The 20,103-nt window shown below is 70.2% G+C and carries 21 protein-coding genes; 3 read left to right on the top strand and 18 right to left on the bottom strand.

What is annotated here, in order from left to right:
• Positions 1-22: 22 nt before the first annotated feature.
• From ACFWEE_RS17805 to ACFWEE_RS17750, 12 genes are all read right to left on the bottom strand, one after another.
• The gene (locus ACFWEE_RS17805) at positions 23-742 is read right to left on the bottom strand and encodes a DUF4232 domain-containing protein (RefSeq protein WP_386890117.1); all 720 of its coding nucleotides are present in this window, start codon (positions 740-742) and stop codon (positions 23-25) included.
• A gap of 188 nt (positions 743-930) precedes the next feature.
• Positions 931-1,572 carry a TetR/AcrR family transcriptional regulator gene (locus tag ACFWEE_RS17800; protein ID WP_386890115.1) on the bottom strand — a complete coding sequence of 214 codons (642 nt, stop codon included), beginning with the start codon at positions 1,570-1,572 and terminating at the stop codon, positions 931-933.
• A gap of 166 nt (positions 1,573-1,738) precedes the next feature.
• The gene (locus tag ACFWEE_RS17795) at positions 1,739-3,088 is read right to left on the bottom strand and encodes a dicarboxylate/amino acid:cation symporter (protein ID WP_386890113.1); all 1,350 of its coding nucleotides are present in this window, start codon (positions 3,086-3,088) and stop codon (positions 1,739-1,741) included.
• Between the two features lie 438 nt (positions 3,089-3,526).
• Positions 3,527-3,820: a DUF4229 domain-containing protein gene (locus ACFWEE_RS17790; protein WP_386890112.1), complete on the bottom strand. Its 294-nt coding sequence runs from the start codon at positions 3,818-3,820 to the stop codon at positions 3,527-3,529.
• 160 nt (positions 3,821-3,980) lie between these two features.
• Positions 3,981-4,505 (bottom strand): GNAT family N-acetyltransferase, encoded by a 525-nt coding sequence (locus ACFWEE_RS17785; RefSeq protein ID WP_386890110.1) that lies wholly within the window; start codon positions 4,503-4,505, stop codon positions 3,981-3,983.
• A 186-nt stretch (positions 4,506-4,691) separates the two neighbouring features.
• Positions 4,692-5,855, bottom strand: a complete 1,164-nt coding sequence (gene mqnE, locus ACFWEE_RS17780) for an aminofutalosine synthase MqnE (protein WP_386890109.1) — start codon at positions 5,853-5,855, stop codon at positions 4,692-4,694.
• 48 nt (positions 5,856-5,903) lie between these two features.
• On the bottom strand, positions 5,904-6,359 hold the full coding sequence (locus ACFWEE_RS17775; RefSeq protein WP_266707593.1) for an Lrp/AsnC family transcriptional regulator: 456 nt from the start codon (positions 6,357-6,359) through the stop codon (positions 5,904-5,906).
• A gap of 120 nt (positions 6,360-6,479) precedes the next feature.
• Positions 6,480-7,160, bottom strand: coding sequence for a UbiX family flavin prenyltransferase (locus ACFWEE_RS17770; RefSeq protein ID WP_386890221.1), 681 nt, complete (start codon positions 7,158-7,160; stop codon positions 6,480-6,482).
• Positions 7,161-7,299: 139 nt separating this feature from the next.
• Positions 7,300-8,217, bottom strand: coding sequence for a menaquinone biosynthesis prenyltransferase MqnP (gene mqnP / locus ACFWEE_RS17765; protein ID WP_386890107.1), 918 nt, complete (start codon positions 8,215-8,217; stop codon positions 7,300-7,302).
• Positions 8,214-9,671, bottom strand: a complete 1,458-nt coding sequence (locus ACFWEE_RS17760; RefSeq protein ID WP_386890105.1) for a menaquinone biosynthesis decarboxylase — start codon at positions 9,669-9,671, stop codon at positions 8,214-8,216. The genes mqnP and ACFWEE_RS17760 overlap by 4 nt, the downstream gene beginning before the upstream one ends.
• Before the next feature lie 94 nt (positions 9,672-9,765).
• Positions 9,766-9,966 carry a hypothetical protein gene (locus tag ACFWEE_RS17755; RefSeq protein ID WP_386890103.1) on the bottom strand — a complete coding sequence of 67 codons (201 nt, stop codon included), beginning with the start codon at positions 9,964-9,966 and terminating at the stop codon, positions 9,766-9,768.
• 181 nt (positions 9,967-10,147) lie between these two features.
• Positions 10,148-10,867, bottom strand: coding sequence for a GntR family transcriptional regulator (locus ACFWEE_RS17750; RefSeq protein ID WP_386890101.1), 720 nt, complete (start codon positions 10,865-10,867; stop codon positions 10,148-10,150).
• Positions 10,868-10,954: 87 nt separating this feature from the next.
• On the opposite strand from ACFWEE_RS17750, the gene ACFWEE_RS17745 reads away from it, so the two are divergent.
• Together ACFWEE_RS17745 and ACFWEE_RS17740 are read left to right on the top strand one after the other, a co-directional pair.
• On the top strand, positions 10,955-11,767 hold the full coding sequence (locus ACFWEE_RS17745) for a class I SAM-dependent methyltransferase (protein ID WP_386890100.1): 813 nt from the start codon (positions 10,955-10,957) through the stop codon (positions 11,765-11,767).
• A gap of 68 nt (positions 11,768-11,835) precedes the next feature.
• Positions 11,836-12,252, top strand: coding sequence for a PLD nuclease N-terminal domain-containing protein (locus ACFWEE_RS17740; RefSeq protein WP_386890098.1), 417 nt, complete (start codon positions 11,836-11,838; stop codon positions 12,250-12,252).
• Between the two features lie 73 nt (positions 12,253-12,325).
• On the opposite strand, the gene ACFWEE_RS17735 is transcribed toward ACFWEE_RS17740, so the two are convergent.
• Entirely contained in the window at positions 12,326-12,775 is a 450-nt protein-coding gene (locus tag ACFWEE_RS17735; RefSeq protein WP_386890096.1) for a MarR family winged helix-turn-helix transcriptional regulator, read from the bottom strand.
• 193 nt (positions 12,776-12,968) lie between these two features.
• Here ACFWEE_RS17735 and ACFWEE_RS17730 point away from each other — a divergent pair, with 193 nt between their 5' ends.
• Positions 12,969-14,285 carry an aldehyde dehydrogenase family protein gene (locus ACFWEE_RS17730; RefSeq protein WP_386890094.1) on the top strand — a complete coding sequence of 439 codons (1,317 nt, stop codon included), beginning with the start codon at positions 12,969-12,971 and terminating at the stop codon, positions 14,283-14,285.
• A gap of 86 nt (positions 14,286-14,371) precedes the next feature.
• Here the strand turns inward: ACFWEE_RS17730 and ccsB are convergent, their stop codons facing one another.
• The 5 genes from ccsB to ACFWEE_RS17705 all read right to left on the bottom strand — a co-directional run bounded on the left by ccsB (position 14,372) and on the right by ACFWEE_RS17705 (position 19,991).
• Positions 14,372-15,454, bottom strand: a complete 1,083-nt coding sequence (gene ccsB / locus ACFWEE_RS17725; RefSeq protein ID WP_386890092.1) for a c-type cytochrome biogenesis protein CcsB — start codon at positions 15,452-15,454, stop codon at positions 14,372-14,374.
• A complete protein-coding gene (locus ACFWEE_RS17720) occupies positions 15,451-17,235 on the bottom strand; it encodes a cytochrome c biogenesis protein ResB (RefSeq protein WP_386890090.1) in 1,785 nt (594 codons plus the stop codon). Before ACFWEE_RS17720 ends, ccsB begins: the two co-directional genes overlap by 4 nt.
• 6 nt (positions 17,236-17,241) lie before the next feature.
• The gene (locus tag ACFWEE_RS17715) at positions 17,242-18,003 is read right to left on the bottom strand and encodes a cytochrome c biogenesis CcdA family protein (RefSeq protein WP_386890089.1); all 762 of its coding nucleotides are present in this window, start codon (positions 18,001-18,003) and stop codon (positions 17,242-17,244) included.
• A gap of 4 nt (positions 18,004-18,007) precedes the next feature.
• A complete protein-coding gene (locus ACFWEE_RS17710) occupies positions 18,008-18,619 on the bottom strand; it encodes a TlpA family protein disulfide reductase (protein ID WP_386890087.1) in 612 nt (203 codons plus the stop codon).
• A 67-nt stretch (positions 18,620-18,686) separates the two neighbouring features.
• Positions 18,687-19,991 carry a hypothetical protein gene (locus tag ACFWEE_RS17705; protein ID WP_386890085.1) on the bottom strand — a complete coding sequence of 435 codons (1,305 nt, stop codon included), beginning with the start codon at positions 19,989-19,991 and terminating at the stop codon, positions 18,687-18,689.
• Positions 19,992-20,103 lie beyond the last annotated feature (112 nt).

Genomic DNA, 20,103 nt, shown 5'->3' with positions numbered 1-20,103 from the left:
AGCCGCCCTCCGGGGTTCCGGCTCAGTACGCGCTGACGGCGTCCAGGTCGGTCGACCAGTACGTGACGGCGGCTGAGCTGTCGACCGTGACCCGCTGTCCCAGCGAGGCGTTCGCGCTCGTGCCGTTCCCGAAGCCCGAGGCGTCCTGGAAGTCCACCGTCAGCTCCGACACCTCGGCCCCGCCCTCACCGCTGCCGTCCGCCGCCGCCGTGCGGACGGAGGCGTAGGCGGACTGACCGGGCTCCAGCGAGACGACCGACTGCGGCACGCTCTCCTTCACAAAGTCCATGACCGCCTGGGCACCCTCGTAGCCGACCCCCGGATACGCGTACGCGTCGCAGGCGGTGGACCCCGTGTTGGTGATCGTCAGCAGCACGTGGTTGACCGGGCGGCTCATGATGTCCGCCACCACCTCGGTGTTGGCGCCGTCGCAGGCACCGCCGGACGCACCGCCGGAGCCGGAACCCGCGTCCGTCCCCTCGCCGGAGCCCGCCTCCGGCTCCGCGCCGGCGTCCGTGTCCGCCTGCCCCTCCGTGGCGACCCGGTCCTCCGCCCCGTCGCCGGCCGTGTCCGCGGAGGTGTCCGCGGCCCCGTCCGACCCGTCGGCGCTCACCGAGGAGTCCGCCTCGTCCGAGGCGGACGTGTCCCCGCCGCCGCAGGCGGTCAGGGAGAGCGCGGCGAGCAGGGCGACGGCACCGAGCACCGGTCCACGGGCGGTGCGGCGGGCACGGGGATGACGCATGGCGGGAGTTCCTTGTCCTCGGGTTCGCGGTCGGCGTGGGGCCCGTACGGGCGCCCCGCCCCTCCCTACGACGAGATCCCCCGACCGGTTCACCGCCGCGCCCGACGTCCCCGAGAAGCGCCGGCCGTCCCCGACAAGCGCCGGCCGTTCCCGAGGAGATCCCCGGCGAACCCGGGCGCCTGTCACTGTCAGGCCGGGGGCTGCCAGGGCCGCCCGTTCATGAGGTTCTCCAGGCCCGCCCAGGAGAAGTTCATCAGCGTCGCCGCCGCTTCCCGGGCCGAGACGCCCGGGGTCTCGTTGGCCCACCCCGCCAGCGCCTCGGCGGCGCCCACCAGCGCCTGGGCGAGCCCGGCCACGTCCCGGTCGGGCAGCGCGGGGTCGTGGTGGGCCTCCCGGGCGGCGGCGCCGATGAGACCGGTCACGAACGCGACGATCTCGTCCCGCATGGTGGTGACCTCCGAGGCGAACGGCTCCCCGTGCGTACGCGCCTGGCGGTGCAGCACCGCCCAGCCGTCCGGGTTCTCGGCCGTGTGCGTGAAGAAGGCACGCAGCCCCTCCCAGAGCTGCCGGTCGGCGGGCAGCCCCGGCTCGACCCCCGCCTGGACCGCGTCCACCAGCGCCTTCGCCTCGCGGCGGATGCAGGCGGTGAAAAGCTCCTCCTTGGAGTTCAGGTACAGGTAGACCAGCGGCTTCGACACGCCCGCGAGCTCAGCGATCTCGTCCATCGAGGCCGCGCGGTAGCCGCGCTGCCCGAAGATCTGCACCGCCGCGTCCATCATCTGCTGCTCACGCACGGCGCGTGGCATCCGCTTGCTCTTCACCGCATCCATGTCGGACTTCCTTCCGCCCCCGCTGCCTTACTCCCGAGTAAGGGTACGGGGAGCGGGGACGGCACCCGTCGGCGCGACGGCGCGCGCCCCGCCGTGGAAACGCCCCGGGGGCACCCAGGTCCCGAAGGACCCGGGCGCCCCCGGGGCGCGCGTGGTGCGAGGTGGATCAGGCGGCGACGGGAACCCGGGCGGGCTCCTCCTCGACGACCTCGATCTCGTCCACCGGCGAGGCCGAGGCGGTGTTGTACTTGCCGAGGTCGAGGATCTTCTCGCGGGCCGAGACGATCACCGGGACCAGCGCCTGGCCGGCCACGTTGGTGGCGGTGCGCATCATGTCCAGGATCGGGTCGATCGCCATGAGCAGGCCGACGCCCTCCAGCGGGAGGCCCAGCGTCGAGAGGGTCAGCGTCAGCATGACCGTCGCACCGGTGAGACCGGCGGTGGCGGCCGAACCGATGACCGAGACGAACGCGATCAGGACGTAGTCACCGACGCCGAGCTGCACGTCGAAGATCTGCGCGATGAAGATCGCGGCCAGCGACGGGTAGATCGCGGCGCAGCCGTCCATCTTGGTGGTGGCGCCGAACGGCACGGCGAAGGAGGCGTACTCCTTCGGGACGCCGAGGCGCTCGGTGACCTTCTGGGTGACGGGCATGGTGCCCACCGAGGAGCGGGAGACGAACGCCAGCTGGATCGCGGGCCAGGCGCCCTTGAAGAACTGGACGGGGCTGACCTTGGCGACGGTGGCGAGGAGCAGCGGGTAGACGCCGAAGAGCACCAGGGCGCAGCCGATGTAGACGTCGGCGGTGAAGGTGGCGTACTTGCCGATGAGGTCCCAGCCGTAGTCGGCGATGGCGTAGCCGATGAGGCCGACGGTGCCGAGCGGGGCGAGGCGGATGACCCACCACAGGGCCTTCTGGAGCAGCTCCAGGACCGACTCGCTGAGGGTGAGGATCGGCTGGGCCTTCTCGCCGAGCTTCAGAGCGGCGATGCCGGCGACGGCGGCCATGAAGACGATCTGGAGGACGTTCAGCTCGGTGAACGGCGTGATCACGTCGGTCGGGACGATGCCGGTGAGGAAGTCGAGCCAGGAGCCCGCGTGCTCGGGCTTGAGGCCGTCCTTCGGCGTGAGGCCGGTACCGGAGCCCGGGTTGGTGATCAGGCCGATGGCGAGGCCGATGGCCACCGCGATCAGCGAGGTGATCATGAACCAGAGCAGGGTGCGGGTGGCGAGCCGGGCCGCGTTGTTGACCTTGCGGAGGTTGGTGATCGACACCAGGATCGCGAAGAAGACGAGCGGCGCGACGGCCAGCTTCAGCAGCTGGACGAAGATGTGGCCGACCTTGTCGAGCGTGGTGTAGAGCCACGCGACGTCGTAACTACGGGTGATCCAGCCGAGGACGACACCGAGGACCAGACCGGCGACGATCTGGGCCCAGAAGGGCACCTTCGGTATGCGGAAACCGGAGCTCTTGGGCTCGGCGGTCTCCGTGGTGGACGCGGAGTTCGCGGACACGGACACACTCCAGACAGGACGCGGCGTACGCGTGGGAAGGCACACGTACGCGAGGAAGGAAAAGGGGACGAAGGGGCGGCGTCCTCGCCGGGAGGCGGCGCCGCTGCATGCTGCCGGGTCAGAGGCGACAACAGGCCGCGGTCGTGCAGCGGCAGAGATCGACGTGCAGGCGCGCCACGAGCGGGACGCCCGGGGCGTAGCGGATTCGCACTGCTGTCTTCATGTCGTTCACGTTAACACCGCGACTTTGAGGCTCTCAAAGTTTTTCTATGAGCACGCATCCGGCTGGGCGTGGCCGGTAAGCGGCGGATAAAAACGTCAAAGACCCCGGTTCCGGAGCGACTTGCTCCGGGCCGGGGTCCGAGGTGCGACGCGCGCCGAGGGGCGCGGATGTGACGAAGGTTACGTGCCGGGTTCCGCGGTGACGGGAACCCGGTCCTACTGGACGGCGTCCTCGCGCGCGCGGTTCGCCTCCAGGCGGGCCTTGGCGCGGTCCACCTTCTGGACGACCTGAACGGACATCTCGTCGCGCTGCTTGCGCAGCAGGACGTAGCTCAGCGGGGCGGAGAGCACCAGTCCGAGCAGGACGACCCAGACGACGTTGGAGCCGCCGACGCCGGAGGGGATCACACCGAAGTGGACCGCCACCCCCGCGACGAAGAAGCAGGCGACGAAAATCAGCAGGCGCAGCGCGGAGTACCGGATCATTGCGCTCGGCTTGGCAGCGGACACGGCTGACCTCTCTCTACGTACGACGGTGATGCGAACCTGCCCGACCAGTGAAGCATGCCCCGAAATCGCTCGGTTCACGGGGTTGCCACGGCCCCGCGTCACCCCCGCCTGAACTGCGGGAACGCGCCGGCCCCGCACCCCGGACGGCCCGCGGAGGAGATCAGGCGAGCGGGAGGAGCATGGTGATGTCGTCCCGGTCGTCGCCCTCGGCGACCCGGATCGCACCCGGCACCCGGCCCACTTCCTTGTAGCCGCAGCTTCCGTAGAAGCGGTCCACGCCGGTGCCACCCCGGCAGGTGAGCCGGATGTACTCCATGCCGTCGATGGTGCGCGCCGCGTCGGCCGCCGCCGCCATGAGGTCGCGCCCGTACCCCTTGCCCTGGTGGGAGGGGTGGACCATCACCGTGTAGAGCCAGAGCCAGTGGCGCATCAGCCGGTGGGTGTTGAGGGTGAGGAAGGCGGTCGCCGCGACCGTGCCGTCCTCGTCCCGTCCGACGAGCAGCCGGGTGCGCCCCTCCGCGATCGCGGTGAGGTGCTTGAGCAGCTCGGGGCGGACGTCCTCGGTGGTGACCGGCGGTACGAAGCCGACCGAGCCGCCCGCGTTGGAGACGTCGGTCCAGAGCGCGAGGACGCCGTCGCGCAGCTCGGGACCGAAGTCGGGGTCCAGGGTGAAGGTAAGTGGCATGAGTCCAGGTTAACCATTACATCCGGAAGGCCTCAACCCGCTTTCCGGCATGCGGGACGGGTCGGCGGCACACGGTGGCCGCGGTCCAGGGAAGGGCCCGGAAGACCGGTACGGGCCGGACACGCCGAGGGGCCCCGGTCGCGGGCGGCTCGCCTGCGACCGGGGCCCCTCGGGGAAGGCGCGGCGTCAGACCCGCATCGCCTGCGGCGTCTCGCGCCGGTCGGCGTCCGGGCCCGGGTACTCGCGGATGATCTCGTACCGGGTGTTGCGCTCGACGGGCTGGAAGCCCGCGTCCCGGATGAGCTCCAGCAGATCGTCACGGCCGAGCTTGTTCGGCGTGCCGTAGTTGTCCGCGTCGTGCGTGATCTTGTACTCGACGACCGAGCCGTCCATGTCGTCCGCGCCGTGCTGGAGCGCCAGCTGGGCGGTCTGGACGCCGTGCATCACCCAGAACACCTTGACGTGCGGCACGTTGTCGAACAGCAGCCGGGAGACGGCGAAGGTCTTCAGCGCCTCGGCGCCGGTGGCCATCGTGGTCCGCGCCTGGAGCTTGTTGCGGATCTTGCCGTCCTTCATGTCCACGAAGTCGTGCTGGTAGCGCAGCGGGATGAAGACCTGGAAGCCGCCGGTCTCGTCCTGCATCTCGCGCAGCCGCAGCACGTGGTCGACGCGGTGACGGGGCTCCTCGATGTGCCCGTACAGCATCGTCGCCGGGGTCTTGAGACCCTTCTCGTGCGCGAGGCGGTGGATGCGCGACCAGTCTTCCCAGTGGGTGTTGTGGTCGACGATGTGCTGGCGGACCTCCCAGTCGAAGATCTCCGCGCCGCCGCCGGTCAGCGACTCCAGACCGGCCTCGATCAGCTCGTCGAGGATCTCGGAGGCGCTGAGCCCGGAGATCGTCTCGAAGTGGTGGATCTCCGTCGCCGTGAACGCCTTCAGCGCCACGTTCGGCAGCGCCTCCTTGAGGGCGCTGAGCGAGCGCGGGTAGTACCGCCACGGCAGCGTGGGGTGGAGCCCGTTGACGATGTGCAGCTCGGTGAGGTTGTCGTTCTCCATCGCCTTGGCGAGGCGGACGGCCTCCTCGATGCGCATCGTGTACGCGTCCTTCTCGCCCGGCTTGCGCTGGAACGAGCAGTACGCGCACGAGGCGGTGCACACGTTCGTCATGTTGAGGTGCCGGTTGACGTTGAAGTGCACGACGTCACCGTTCTTACGGGTACGCACCTCATGGGCCAGACCGCCGAGCCAGGCGAGGTCGTCGGACTCGTAGAGAGCGATCCCGTCCTCGCGGCTCAGCCGCTCGCCGGCCCGGACCTTCTCCTCCAGCTCGCGCTTGAGTCCCGCGTCCACCAGACGCCTCCCATTTCTCTCCGTAACAGACTTCCCGTAACCGTACGCCTAGCGCTCTTCGGGAAGCTCCCCGACCCGGTTCTCCCACTTCGTGGAGAGCACGATCGTCGTCCGGGTGCGCGAGACGCCCTTGGTTCCGCTCAGCCGGCGGATCGTCTTCTCCAGGCCGTCGACGTCGCCGACGCGCACCTTGAGCATGTAGGAATCGTCGCCCGCGATGAACCAGGCGTCCTCGATCTCCTCCAGGTCGCGCAGCCGGCGGGCCACGTCCTCGTGGTCGGCCGCGTCGGAGAGCGAGATGCCGATCAGCGCGGTGACGCCGAGGCCGAGGGCCGCCGCGTTGACGGTGGCGCGGTAGCCGGTGATGACCCCGGCCGACTCCAGCCGGTTGATCCGGTCGGTGACGCTGGGGCCGGAGAGGCCGACGAGCCGGCCCAGTTCCGCGTACGACGCCCTGCCGTTCTCCCGGAGGGCCTGGATGAGCTGCCTGTCCACCGCGTCCATATGACAGAACCTTCCATTGTTCAGCAGTATCGCAAATCTGGGTACAGAATTTAAGGCGAAAAGGACTTTCAGCCTGCGAAATATTCGTGCGGTCGGGAGAGGCAGAAGGACACCCCGCCGTCAGCCGAGGGGTGAACCCCCGCGTGAGCCGCCACCGAGCTCCCCCTCCCAGCGGCGGTACAGACCGTGCGGCACCCCCGCGGCGTCCAGCACCCGCCCCGCGACGAAGTCCACCAGGTCCTGGATGTGCGTGGCGCCCGCGTAGAACGCCGGGGAGGCGGGTAGCACCACGGCCCCCGCCTCGTCCAGGGCGACCATCTGCCTCAGCGTCGCACCGCTCAGGGGGGTCTCCCGCACGGCGACGACGAGGGGGCGCCGCTCCTTGAGCGTGACGCTCGCGGCCCGCTGGAGCAGGTCCTTCGACAGCCCGAGCGCGACCCCGGCCACGCAGGCCGTCGACGCCGGGACGATCAGCATCCCCTTCGCCGGGTACGACCCCGAGGACGGCCCCGCGGCGAGGTCCCCGGCGGGCCAGTGGCGCACCCCGGAGAGGTCCGGGTCGAAGGTGTCCGGCTTGCCGTCCGCCCCGCGCGCCAGCCAGCTCGCGAGGTCGCCCCGCCAGTGCGCGTCGCGGAACGCGATCCCCGTCTCGTCCAGCAGAGTGAGCCGCGAGGCGCGGCTCACCACCAGGTCCACGTCCTCACCGGCGGCGAGCAGCCCACGCACCACCGAAGCGGCGAACGGGGTCCCCGAGGCGCCCGACACCCCGACAATCCAAGGCCGACGCGGCTGCTGACTCACTGAAGTCGTGGATTCCACACGCCGAGGGTAACCGGCCCCCGCGCACCGGCCGAACCCGGAACCGGCCGGGGGCTTCCGGGCGTTGCCGGCGTCCCGGGGTTCGCGGGCCCGCCCCCGCGCCGCCGTCCCCCTGCCGCCGTCACGGCGTGAGGCCGCGCACCACCAGGTCGAGCAGGGTGCAGGCGAAGAGCGCCATGCCGATGAAGCCGTTGACCGAGAAGAACGCCCGGTTGAGGCGGGACAGGTCGTGCGGGCGCACCACCCGGTGCTCGTACACGAAGGCCACGGCGACGATCACCATGCCGATCCAGTAGAAGCGCTCCGCGTCGGTGGCGAGGCCGAACCAGACGAGCAGCCCGGTCGTGATCACGTGGCAGACCCGGGCGCCCCAGAGCGCGGCCGGGATGCCGAAGCGGGCGGGCACCGAGAGCACGCCGTGCGCGCGGTCGGCGCGGACGTCCTGGCAGGCGAAGATCAGGTCGAAGCCGCCGATCCAGATGCCGACGGCGAGCCCGAGAACGACCGCGTCCCACGACCAGCTGCCGGTCACCGCGAGCCAGGCGCCGACCGGGCCCATGGCCTGGGCGAGGCCGAGGATGGCGTGCGGGAAGTTCGTGAACCGCTTGCCGTACGGGTAGACCACCATCGGCACGACCGCGATCGGCGCGAGCGCGAGGCAGAGCGGGTTCAGGAGCGCCGCGGCGCCGAGGAAGAAGACCAGCGCGACCAGCGCGCCCGTCCACGCGGAGCGCACCGAGACCGCGCCGGTGACGATCTCGCGGGTCGCGGTGCGCGGATTGCGCGCGTCGATCTCCCGGTCGATGATCCGGTTCGCGGCCATCGCGAAGGTCCGCAGGCCGACCATCGCCACCGTGACGAGCAGCAGCTCGACCCAGTGGATCGACTCGCTGACCTGGAACATCGCGGTCAGCGCGGCGATGTACGCGAAGGGCAGCGCGAACACCGAGTGCTCGATCATCACCAGCCGCAGGAACGCCTTCACCTTGCTGTTGGGCTGCGCCGGGCCGTGGCCCAGCGCTGCTTCTGCGGCAGTCACAGTCCGTATTCCTTCCAGCGGCGGTCGACCTTCGCCGCCGTCTCCGGGTCGGACTCGACCATCTCCGGCCAGCCTCCGTCCCGCGTGTACCCCTCCTCGGGCCACTTCCGCGTCGCGTCGATGCCCGCCTTGCCACCCCAGAACTGCTGGTAGGAGGCGTGGTCGAGGTGATCGACCGGCCCCTCGGTGACGGTCAGGTCCCGGGCGTAGTCGGTGTTGCCGAGCGCCCGCCAGGCCACCTCGTGCAGATCGTGGACGTCACAGTCGGAGTCCACGACGACGATCAGCTTGGTCAGCGACATCATGTGGGCGCCCCAGATGGCACTCATCACCTTCTGGGCGTGCTTGGGGTACTTCTTGTCGATCGAAACGATCGCACAGTTGTGGAAGCCGCCGGCCTCGGGGAGGTGGTAGTCCACGATGTCCGGGACGATGATCTTCAGCAGCGGCAGGAAGAACCGCTCGGTGGCGCGGCCCAGCGGCCCGTCCTCGGTGGGCGGGCGGCCGACCACGATCGACTGGAGCAGCGGGCGCTTCCGCATGGTCACGCAGTCGATGGTCAGCGCGGGGAACGGCTCCTGCGGGGTGTAGAACCCGGTGTGGTCGCCGAAGGGACCCTCGGGGAGCATCCTGCCCGGCTCCAGCCAGCCCTCGATGACGACCTCGGCGTTGGCCGGGACCTGGAGCGGCACGGTCTTGCAGTCGACCATCTCGATCCGCTTGCCCTGGACGAACCCGGCGAAGAGGTATTCGTCGATGTCCCCGGGCAGCGGTGCGGTGGACGCGTACGTCACGGCGGGCGGCGCCCCGAAGGCGATGGCCACCGGCAGCCGCTCACCGCGCTTGGCGGCGACCTGGTAGTGGTTGCGGCTGTCCTTGTGGATCTGCCAGTGCATGCCGATGGTCCGGCGGTCGTGGCGCTGGAGGCGGTAGAGCCCGAGGTTGCGGACGCCGGTCTCGGGGTGCTTGGTGTGGGTCAGCCCCAGGTTGAAGAAGGAGCCGCCGTCCTCGGGCCAGGTGAAGAGCGCGGGGAGCTGGTCGAGATCCACGTCGTCGCCGGTGAGGACGACCTCCTGGACGGGGGCGCTCTCCCCCTTCACCTTCTTCGGCGGCACGTGGATCATCGAGCCGAGCTTCCCGAACGCCTCGCGCACGCCGACGAACCCGTGCGGCAGCTCCGGCTTCAGCAGCCCGCCGATCTTGTCGCTGATGTCCGCGTACGCCTTCAGCCCGAGCGCCTTCAGCAGCCGCCGGTCGGTGCCGTACACGTTCATGGCCAGGGGCATCGAGGACCCCTTGACGTTCTCGAAGAGCAGCGCGGGCCCGCCGGCCTTGTTGACGCGGTCGACGATCTCGCCGACTTCGAGGTACGGATCGACCTCGGCCTTGATGCGCTTGAGATCGCCCTCACGTTCCAAGGCCCGGAGCAGGGAGCGAAGATCGTCGTAAGCCATGCCCACCAGTTTGTCATCCTCCCCGCACTCCCCCTCGGGGGCTCCCCCGCCGCCGCGCCGGGGGGCGGAGCGGGGTGAACAGGTGGCGCGGACGTCACTCGGGCATCCGCTCCCGTTCCAGTCGGCCGCCCCGGCTTTCCGCGATGCGCAGCGCATCGGTCAGGCACTCGGAGAGCCGGGTGGCGACAAAGCGAAGCTCCAGAACCGTCACGTCGGGATCCTCCTTCAGGGCGCGCGCGTATTCCTGGACCTCGACGGCCGTACGCATCTGCGTCCGCTCCATCTCGTCGGCCATGCGCGAGACAGGTCCCTGCCCGTTCGTCACGAGGTAGCAGGGGGCGCCGTCCTCGCGTGTCCACGGAAGTAAACGAGCAGTCGAGGAGTCGAGGTGCTCTGGTGTCATACACCGAAGCCTGGACCGGTTGACCGGCCCAGTCAAGAGATGCCGGTGGTCTTCAGCCCATCGGGTATCGGTCTCAGTTCATCGGGTAGGCGTCCGTGCGCTCCCAGACCTGCGCCGGTGTCACGCCCTCCTCGCAGACAAGCGGCCTGCCCTCGGAATCCGACGCCGTATGAAGGACGACGGCGACCGCTTCAGGAAGCGTGAGCCCCAGAAGCTCTGCCTCATGCTCGGAGGCCAACCGGACCGTCGACACGTCGACGCCCTCAGCGGGGCGCCTGCCAGTGGTGCGGGCGACGTAGTGGGTGGTGCCTTCCATCAGCGGTCCGGCTTGCGCAAGCCTCGGGCAGGCGTCGGCGATGTCCGGCGGGAACCACGCAACGACCAGCGACTGCGGCGCTCCGTCGTCCAGCAGCACGAGCCGGTCACGGCGGAGTGCGGCGACCTCCGGATACAGACACAGCGCCTCCGCCACCTTCTGCGGAGGCACTTCCCGGACCGGCGTCCCGAGACGACGGAAGGCCGAGCCGCCCGAAAGGCGCGCGAAACCGGCGATCCGCCGCCCCGCCGGGCGCGCCAGCGGCGTCTCCACCACAGTGAATCCCGAACCCTGCCGCGCGACGACCAGCCCGTCCGCGCGGAGTACATCCATCGCCTTGATGACGGTCGCCCGCGATACGGACCACTGTTCGCACAGGTCCCGGCCGGACGGGAGAAGGTCGCCCGGGCCGAAATCGCCGTCGGTGATGCGGGCACGCAATGACTCCGCGATCTGCTCGTACTTGAGAAGCGGCATCGCAGCCTCCTGGTCGCTGGACTGGTCAACCGGTTAAGTTAGTCGAGAAGTTCGCTCCCACCCATGACCACCCCAGGAGGAGCGTGCATGGCGCCCCATCAGGTACCCCCCGCAATCATCGACTTCTACACCTCCGGCTACGACGAGTCCGCCCGGCTCACCAAGAACGCGGACGGGGTGCTGGAGCTGGTGCGGACCCGGGAACTGCTGCGCAGGCACCTGCCGCCCGCCCCCGCGAAGGTGCTCGACGTGGGCGGCGGCCCGGGTGCGCACGCGCGGTGGCTGGTGGAGGCGGGGTACGCGGTCCACCTCGTCGACCCGGTCGAGCGGCACGTCCAGGAGGCCTTGGAGACCGGGGCCACCGCCGAGCAGGGGGACGCGCGGGCACTCCCGGCCGGGGACGCCACGTACGACGCGGTGCTGCTGCTCGGTCCGCTCTACCACCTGACCGACCCCGCCGACCGGAAGGCCGCCCTGGCGGAGGCCCGCCGGGTGGTCCGGCCGGGCGGGCTGGTCGCGGCGGCGGGCATCAACCGGTACGCCCCGCTCTTCGAGCACACCGCCTACGCCCACCTGCACCATCCCGCCATCGGGGAGAGCATCGTGGACAGCCTGGCGACGGGGGTGTACGACGGCCGGCGCGGGTTCACCGAGGCGTACTTCCACACTTCGGAGGAACTGGCGGCCGAGCTGCGCGACTCCGGGTGCGAGGACCCGGTGGTGTACGGGATCGAGGGGCCCGCCTGGTCGCTGCTGAAGGCGACGGAGCAGCACACCGGGGAGTCGCTCGTGGACTCGCCGCTCTTCGAGTCCGCGCTCGCCGCAGCCCGGCTGGCGGAGCCTCATCCCGCACTGCTCGCCGCCAGTTCACATCTGCTCGCCGTGGGGTGTCATCCGTAGCCGGTACCCTGTCGGCTCACCGGGGGCCACCACGCCCCGCCGCCGTTCTCGGGGGGACTTCCTCAACCATGTTCAGGGCCCTGATCTATCTCCTGCCGCTGGCGCTGACGATCTACGCCTTCATCGACTGCCTCAACACCCCGGAGGACGAGGCCAAGCACCTGCCGAAGGTCGCCTGGGTCTTCATCATCCTGCTGTTCTGGATCGTCGGTCCGATCGTCTGGCTGGCCGCGGGCAAGCTGCGACACGCGCCCGCCGGAGGCCGTACGCCCTCCGAGTGGCACCGCAACCACCGCACCGAGTGGGTGGCGCCCGACGACAATCCGGAGTTCCTGCAGAGCCTCCGCGCGGAGAACAGGCGGGACGAGTCGCTGCTGAAGGACTGGGAGGCCGACCTGCGCCGCCGCGAGGAGGAGCTCAAGCGCCGCGAGAGCGGTACCGGCCCCGACGAGGCACCGGGGACGCCGCCTCCGGCGACCGCCTGACCGGCGGTCCACGGCCGTCAGCCGTACGAAGCCCGCGCGGGCCGGGAAACCGGACCGCGCGGGCTTCGGCGTTTCACGGGCCCAGCAGCCCGCCCAGACGCTCCAGCAGCGGCAGCAGCGCGGTGCGCTCCTCGGGGGTGAGCGCTTCCAGCGCGCCGTGCACCACGCGCATCTCGGCGCGTATCCGGTGGGCCAGCCCGGTGCCCTCCGCGGTGCGGGAGGCGACCTTGGAGCGGCGGTCGCCGGGGGCGGGGGTGCGGACGAGCAGGCCCCGGGTCTCCATGCGGCCGACGAGCCCGGTGGCGTTGGAGGCGTCGCAGACGAGGTGGCGGGCGAGGGCGCTCATCGGCATGGGCGCGTCGAGCGCGATGAGGGCGCGGGCCTGGGCGCTGCTCAGGCCGTGGCGGGCGGCGACGGCGGTGAGGTCGTCGGAGTGTCCCCGTACGACGACGGCCAGGGGCTCCAGCAGGTCGTCCGGGGTGGGGACGGCGTGGTCGGCGCGGGGTGCCGGTTCCGGGGGCATGGGGTGGTCATCCTTGGGCGGAGGAGCGGCGGACAGTCCGGCGCGGATCACGGGTGTGGGTCCTCCACGGTACGTCGCACGCGCGCCGCACTCAGATTATTTGACTTACTCAACTTATGGTCGTTACATGAAATGCGTTGCTTGATGATGTCAACTTCCTGTCCGTCGAGACGCCCGCAGTAGGGAGCCCCCCATGCCCGCCGAGTCCCCGGCCGACGTCGTCGCCCGCCTCCGCACCACCTTCCGCACCGGCCGCACGAAGGACCTGGCCTGGCGCACCCACCAGCTGGAACGGCTGCGCGCCCTGCTCACCGAGCACGGCGACGAACTCGCCGACGCGCTCCACGCCGACCTCGGCAAGAGCCGCGCGGAGTCCTACCGGACCGAGATCGACTTCACCGTCCGCGAGATCGACCACACCCTGGAGCACCTCGCCGACTGGCTGCGCCCCGAGCCCGCCCCCGTGCACGCCGGGCTCGCCGCCCTCGGGGCCACCGCGCTCACGGTGCGCGACCCGCTCGGCGTCGTCCTGGTCATCGCCCCCTGGAACTACCCGGCGCAGCTGCTGCTCGCCCCGGTCGCGGGCGCGCTGGCGGGCGGCAACTGCGTGGTGGCCAAGCCCAGCGAGCTGGCCCCCGCGACCTCCGCCGCCGTCGCCCGGCTGCTCCCCCGCTTCCTGGACACCGACGCGGTGGCCGTCGTCGAGGGCGGCGTGGAGGAGACGACGGCGCTGCTGGAGGAGCGGTTCGACCACATCTTCTACACCGGCAACGGCACGGTCGGCCGGATCGTGATGGCCGCCGCGGCGAAGCACCTCACCCCGGTGACGCTGGAGCTGGGCGGCAAGTCCCCGGTCTTCGTGGACCGGGACACCGACCTGAAGGCGGTCGCCGCGCGCCTCGCCTCGGGGAAGTTCCTCAACGCGGGCCAGACCTGCGTCGCCCCCGACTACGTCCTCACCGACCCGGAGACCGCCACCGCCCTCGCGGACGCGCTCGCCGCCGCCGTCGAGACGCAGTTCGGCAGCGACCCCTCGGCCTCCCCGGAGTACGGCCGCATCATCAACGAGCGCCACTTCGACCGCCTGGTGCGCCTGCTGGACTCCGGCCGTACGGTCACCGGCGGCGCCCACGACCGGGCGGCGAAGTACATCGCGCCGACCGTGCTCGCCGACGTCGCCCCGGACGCGCCGGTGATGGGCGAGGAGATCTTCGGCCCGGTGCTGCCGATCCTCACGGTGGCCGGTCTGGACGAGGCGATCGACTTCGTCAACGACCGGGACAAGCCGCTGGCGCTCTACGCCTTCACCGAGTCGCCCGAGGTCCGCGAACGGCTGCTGGCCGAGACTTCCTCGGGCGGCGTCGGCATCGGCCTGCCGCTCGCCCACCTGACCGTCTCCGACCTGCCGTTCGGCGGGGTCGGCGAGAGCGGCATGGGCAGCTACCACGGCCCCTACTCCATCGACACCTTCACCCACCGCAAGGCGGTCCTGGACACCCCGCTCGGCTGACGCCCCCACCGCACGCGAAACGGCTGCCCGCTCCCCGGTACGTACCGGAGGTGCGGGCAGCCGTTTCGCGCAGGTGGTGCGGGGCGTCAGACCCCGGCGTAGGAGTGCTTGCCGGTGATGAAGATGTTGACGCCGTAGTAGTTGAACAGCCAGCAGCCGAAGGCGATGAGCGCCAGGTAGGCGGCCTTGCGGCCCTTCCACCCGGCGGTCGCGCGGGCGTGCAGGTAGCAGGCGTAGGCGACCCAGGTGATGAACGACCAGGTCTCCTTGGCGTCCCAGCCCCAGTAGCGGCCCCACGCCTCGCCGGCCCAGATCGCGCCCGCGATGATCGTGAACGTCCAGAGCGGGAAGACGGCCGCGTTGGCGCGGTACGAGAACTTGTCCAGCGTCGCCGCGGAGGGCAGCCGGTCCAGCACGGACTGCGCGAACCGGCCCGGCGTCTCGCCGTTCTCGATCTTCCGCTCGTAGCTGTCGCGGAAGAGGTAGAGCAGCGTGGCGACCGCGCCGAGGAAGAAGACGGCGCCGCAGATGATGGCGGTGGAGACGTGGATCCACAGCCAGTACGAGTGGAGCGCCGGCACCAGCTGGTCGCTGTCCGTGTAGAGCACGGTGGTGGCGATGCCGAGGTCCAGCAGGACCACGGTGACCAGCAGCAGGCCCATCCAGCGGACGTTCTTCCGCAGCAGGAGCAGGACCAGGTAGGCCGCGACGGCGACCGTGGAGAAGGTGATCGAGAACTCGTACATGTTGCCCCAGGGGGCGCGCTCCACGGAGAGCGCGCGGGCGACGACGCCGCCCGCCTGCACGAGGAAGGCGAGCACGGTCATCGAGACCGCGATCCGGCCCCACAGGTCGCCCTGGAAGGTGCCGCCGGCGGCGCCGGGACCGTCCGGGACGTCCCGGGTCCCGGCGGCGGACCGGGTGACCACCTTCGGGCGCTCCAGCACGGCGGTCGCGCCGCCGGCCTGGTTGACCTGGACCTTCACCGAGGACCGGGCGGCGGCCCCGGCGTCGAGCGCGGCGGCCGTGCGGCCGACCTTGCTGCGGCTGCCGAACACCCATTCCGCGATGTGCGCGAGGAAGGCCAGGGTGTAGACGGCCATCGACGAATAGATCAGCACATTGCTGGTGTGCGCCAGATTCTCGTTGGCGGCGGCGGCGAGATTCACTTCTCAGCCCCTTCGGCAGTTTCTGCGGCAGGTACGTCGGGACCGGGGCCGGGTTCGGCCGCGGCGTCGGTCTCCGGCCCCGGGTCGGGGCCGGGCTGCGGATCGGGTGCGGTCGGCGCCACGTCGTTCAGCGCCAACGCCAGGGAGAGCAGTTCCTCGGGCAGCTTCGCGGACTCGCTGCGGCCGAGTCCGGCCATCTCGACGACGGTCACCCCGTCGGCCCCGCGCGCGGCCCGCACCCAGACGCGGCGGCGCTGGATGAAGAGCGAACCGGCGAGTCCTGCGATGGCGGCGACGGCCCCGCCGAGCGCCCAGCCGGCGGCCGGCTGCTTCGAGATCTGGAAGCTGGCCCACTCCTCGACGCCGTCGAAGGTGATGGAGCCCGCGCCGTCCGGGAGCTGCATGGTCTCGCCGGGAGCCAGGCGCTGTTTCAGGTTGTTGCCGTCGGCGTCCTTGAACGCCTTCAGCTTGGTCGTGTCGAGCTGGTAGACGTTCTGCGGGAGGCCGGAGTTGACGCCGAGGCTGCCGTGCAGCGCGTTGAGCGCCAGCACCGGGTTCTCCGCGCCGGGGAACTGCGAGAGCATCGTGCCGCTGCCGGCCCCGGCGAAGGTCGGGACGAAGAACGCCTGGAAGCCGAGCTGGTCCCACTTGCCGTTCTTGTCCCTGTAGCCGTCCATGACCTTGATGGCGCCGGACGAGGTGATGTTGGCGTCCCGGGGCAGCAGCGGAACGGCACCCTTGAAGATCTGCTTGCCCCTGCCGTCCCGGACCGTGACCGCCGGGGCGTAGCCGTGCGAGATCAGGAAGATCTTGGTGCCGTCGATCACCAAGGGCTCGTTGACCTTGATGACGCCCTTCTTGTCCTTGCCGTACGCGCCCTCGGCGTACGTCACCCGCGCTTCGAAGGTGCGGGCCGTGCCCCGCTGGGGGCCGGTCTTCTCGTACGTGCCGACGAAGTCGTCGAGGGTGAAGCTGAACGGCGAGAGCGAGTCGGAGTCGTACAGCGACCCGGACGTGAAGTCGTCGTACTGCGTCATCGTGTTGGCGAAGCCGTCGCCCTCGGTGATGAGCTTGCCGCCCTCGTACTTGAAGAGCGAGCCGACGGCGAAGGCCACCAGCATCACGATCAGCGCGACGTGGAAGATCAGGTTCCCGGCCTCGCGGAGGTAGCCCTTCTCCGCCGCGACCGCGTCGCCCACCGTGTGGGAGCGGAACCGGCGCTTGCGCAGCAGGGCGAGCGCCGCCTCGCGGACCTGCTCCGGCTCGGCCTCCGTACGCCAGGTCGTGTACGCCGGCAGCCGGGTCAGGCGCTTCGGGGCGTGCGGGGGGCGGCTGCGCAGCTGGCCCACGAACTGGACACTGCGCGGCAGGATGCAGCCGATGAGCGAGACGAACAGCAGGATGTAGATCGCGGAGAACCACACCGAGCTGTAGACGTCGAAGAGCTGGAGCTTCTCGTAGACCGGGGTGAGCGTGGTGTGCGCGTTCTTGAAGGTCAGCACCTTCAGCTCGTCCACGCTGTTCTGCGGGATCAGCGAGCCGGGGATGGCGCCGAGCGACAGCAGGAAGAGCAGGATCAGCGCGACCCGCATCGAGGTGAGCTGGCGCCAGAACCAGCGGATCCAGCCGATGACACCCATGGCGGGCAGCCCGGCCTCACGGTCGGCGCGCTCCTCCACGGGCGCGGTGGAGAGCTGGGCCCCGGCGTCGCCGAGCTCCCGGACGTCCTGCTCGTCGGTGTGCGCCGCGTCGCGCTCGTCAGTCGTGTTCAGCTTGCTCAATGGAACTCAGATCCCCACAGTGAAACCGTTGGACCAGCCCTGCACGTCCTGCATGAACGTGGCCCACAGCCCCGTCAGCAGCAGGACGCCGGTCGCGATCATCATGACGCCCCCGATGCGCATGACCCATGCGTAGTGGCGCTTGACCCAGCCGAATGCTCCGAGCGCCTTGCGGAAGGCGACGGCGGCGAGGACGAACGGGACACCGAGACCCAGACAGTACGCGACCGTCAGAAGTGCCCCGCGCTCGGCGGTGCCCTGGTCGAAGGCGAGCATGGACACCGCGCTCAGCGTCGGGCCGAGGCAGGGGGTCCACCCGATCCCGAAGAGGGCGCCCAGCAGCGGGGCGCCCAGCAGACCGGTGACCGGTCTGCGGTGGATGCGGAACTCGCGCATGGTCATCCACGGCATGAGCCCCATGAAGAAGACGCCCATGAGGATCATCAGCACGCCGAGGACCCGCTGCAGGGCCTCGCTGTGTTCCTGGAGGTTGCCGCCGAAGTAGCCGAAGAGCGCGCCGCCCGAGACGAACACGGCGGTGAAGCCGAGGACGAAGAGGGAGGCGCCGCCGACGATCCGGCCCCGCCGGGCGTTCGCCAGGTCGGTGCCGCTGATGCCGGTGACGTAGCTCAGGTAGCCGGGGACCAGCGGCAGGACGCAGGGCGAGAAGAACGAGACGAGACCGCCGAGGAGCGCGATCGGCACGGCGGCCAGCAGCGCACCGTTGACGACCGTCTCGTTGTACGTGGCGGCGGCGAGGGCGGTCACCGGGTCACTTCTCCGCGATCAGCGGGTCGATCATCTTGTGCAGCTGTTCCGCGTCGAGTGCCTGGAGGGTGCGGGCGGCGATGCGCCCCTCGCGGTCGATGACCACGGTCGACGGGATGGTCTGCGGGTTCAGGGTGCCCTTGGGGAAGCGGAGGATGAGCTTGCCGACCGGGTCGTAGAGGCTCGGGTACGTGATGCCCGCGTCCGCCTCGAAGTTCAGGGCGGCGTCCTTCTGGGTGTCGCGGGTGTTGATCCCGACGAACTGGACGCCCTGGCCGGCGGTCTCCTTGGAGACGGCGGCGAAGTGCTTCGCCTCCGCGCGGCAGGGGCCGCACCACGATCCCCAGACGTTGACGACGACGACCTTGCCCTTGTAGGCGGCGACGTCGAGGCTCTTCCCCTCCAGCGTGCTGCCTTCGAGCTCCGGGGCGGCCGTGCGGTCCTTCGCGGCCACGGTCGAGATGCCGCCGCTGCCGGTGACGAAGTTGGTGTCACCGCCGCCGCCCGACTTGATGTCGTCCCCGCCGCAGGCGGACAGGGTCAGGGCACCGGCCACGACGGCGGTCGTGGCGGCGAGCAGGGTGAAGCGGCGTCGGGGTGCGCGGCCATGGCTCATGTGAAAAGTTTCGCATGGCAGATCCGGGGATCTTGGGCACCCCCCTCGGTGCCCGTAAAGCCCCTTGTCAGGCCTGCTTAAAGAAAGCGTTCCAGCCACCGGCGGGGGCCTGACCGACCTCGAGTGTACGGAGCTTCGCCAGAACTGCCGGGTCCTGGACGTCCAGCCAGTCCACGAACTGGCGGAACGAGACGAGTCGCACGTCCGGCTGTCCGGCCACGTGCTTGATCACTTCCTCCACGGCGTCCATGTAGATACCGCCGTTCCACTCCTCGAAGTGATTGCCGATGAAGAAGGGGGCGCGATTCGATTCGTACGCCCTGCGGAATCCGGCGAGATAGGAACCGGTCGCCTGCTCGCGCCAGTCCGGATAGCGCGAGGGCATGCCCCGGGTCGAATTCTGCGACTGATTGGCGAGGATGTTGTAGTCCATGGAGAGGACTTCGAAGGTGTGGCCGGGGAACGGGATTCCCTGGAGCGGGAGATCCCACACGCCGAGCCGCTTCTCCGGCCACATCTGCGTCCCGCCCGGCGAACTCGCGTCGTAGCGCCAGCCGAGCCTGCTCGCGGTCGGCAGCAGGTTCTCCTGGCCGAGGAGGCAGGGGGTGCGTCCGCCGACGAGTTCCTTCCGGTAATCGAAAGGAAGCGGTTCGACGTTCTCCCAGCCGCTGTTGGTCCGCCATTGCGTCACGAAGGAGACGGCCTGATTGATCTCGCTGTGCCACTGCGCGGGCGTCCAGTTCTCCACCGACCCCTCACCGGCGCAGAAATGGCCGTTGAAGTGGGTGCCGATCTCGTGGCCGTCGAGCCACGCCTCGCGCACGTACCGCAGCGTCTGCCTGACGTGGTCGTCGGTGAGGTAGCCGATGTCGGAGGCGCCGCGCGGATTGTTGGGCGGCTGGTAGAGCGACTTCTTCGACTCGGGCAGCAGATAGATGCCGGAAAGGAAGAAGGTCATCGCGGCGTCGTGTTCCCGGGCGAGTTCGAGAAAGCGCGGGAAAAGGCCGTTGCCGACCTCGCCCGCCCCGTCCCAGGAAAAGATCACGAACTGCGGGGGCGTCTGGCCGGGTTCGAGCGGGACGGGCGCGTCGGGCTGTTTCGGCTGCTTTCCGGTGTCGGAGGTGGAACCGTCTCCGATCAGCCGGACGCCGCTGTTCGCGGAGCCCGTGCCGCGCTCCTTCCCTCCGCCGGCGTGCGCGCCGTGGTCGGGAGCCGTACCGGCGGCGCCCCCGGAGCTCTTCCCGGGCCCGTGGTGCGCCCCGCCCCCGGAACCGAGTGAGCCGCAGCCCGCGATTCCCGCGGCGGCTGCGGCTCCCAGGCCCGCTCCCAGCAGTCCCCTCCGGTTGATGTTGTTCGCGTGTTTCTGGTTCACGTCCACGTCCCCATCGACGGTCGTTTTATCTCATGGCCATACAAACTGCCGATGGCTGAGATGGAAGGAGCGACGCGATGGTTCCTACGATTATCTGATTTTCACCACACGA

It is taken from the genome of Streptomyces sp. NPDC060184, assembly GCF_042728795.1.
Taxonomy (GTDB): Bacteria; Actinomycetota; Actinomycetes; order Streptomycetales; family Streptomycetaceae; genus Streptomyces.
The sequence above is the reverse complement of the archived record's forward strand: the minus strand, read 5'-3'. Positions and strand labels throughout refer to the sequence as shown.

Excerpts from the sequence above, each read along its gene's own strand:
- ACFWEE_RS17750 (WP_386890101.1), bottom strand. The coding sequence starts at position 10,867 with ATGCCGCTTCTCAAGTACGAGCAGATCGCGGAGTCATTGCGTGCCCGC.
- ACFWEE_RS17730 (WP_386890094.1), top strand. The coding sequence starts at position 12,969 with ATGCCCGCCGAGTCCCCGGCCGACGTCGTCGCCCGCCTCCGCACCACC.
- ACFWEE_RS17760 (WP_386890105.1), bottom strand. The coding sequence starts at position 9,671 with ATGGCTTACGACGATCTTCGCTCCCTGCTCCGGGCCTTGGAACGTGAG.
- ACFWEE_RS17740 (WP_386890098.1), top strand. The coding sequence starts at position 11,836 with ATGTTCAGGGCCCTGATCTATCTCCTGCCGCTGGCGCTGACGATCTAC.
- ACFWEE_RS17775 (WP_266707593.1), bottom strand. The coding sequence starts at position 6,359 with ATGGACGCGGTGGACAGGCAGCTCATCCAGGCCCTCCGGGAGAACGGC.
- ACFWEE_RS17710 (WP_386890087.1), bottom strand. The coding sequence starts at position 18,619 with ATGAGCCATGGCCGCGCACCCCGACGCCGCTTCACCCTGCTCGCCGCC.
- ACFWEE_RS17785 (WP_386890110.1), bottom strand. The coding sequence starts at position 4,505 with ATGCCACTTACCTTCACCCTGGACCCCGACTTCGGTCCCGAGCTGCGC.
- ACFWEE_RS17745 (WP_386890100.1), top strand. The coding sequence starts at position 10,955 with ATGGCGCCCCATCAGGTACCCCCCGCAATCATCGACTTCTACACCTCC.
- ACFWEE_RS17735 (WP_386890096.1), bottom strand. The coding sequence starts at position 12,775 with ATGCCCCCGGAACCGGCACCCCGCGCCGACCACGCCGTCCCCACCCCG.
- ACFWEE_RS17800 (WP_386890115.1), bottom strand. The coding sequence starts at position 1,572 with ATGGATGCGGTGAAGAGCAAGCGGATGCCACGCGCCGTGCGTGAGCAG.
- ACFWEE_RS17805 (WP_386890117.1), bottom strand. The coding sequence starts at position 742 with ATGCGTCATCCCCGTGCCCGCCGCACCGCCCGTGGACCGGTGCTCGGT.
- ACFWEE_RS17755 (WP_386890103.1), bottom strand. The coding sequence starts at position 9,966 with ATGGCCGACGAGATGGAGCGGACGCAGATGCGTACGGCCGTCGAGGTC.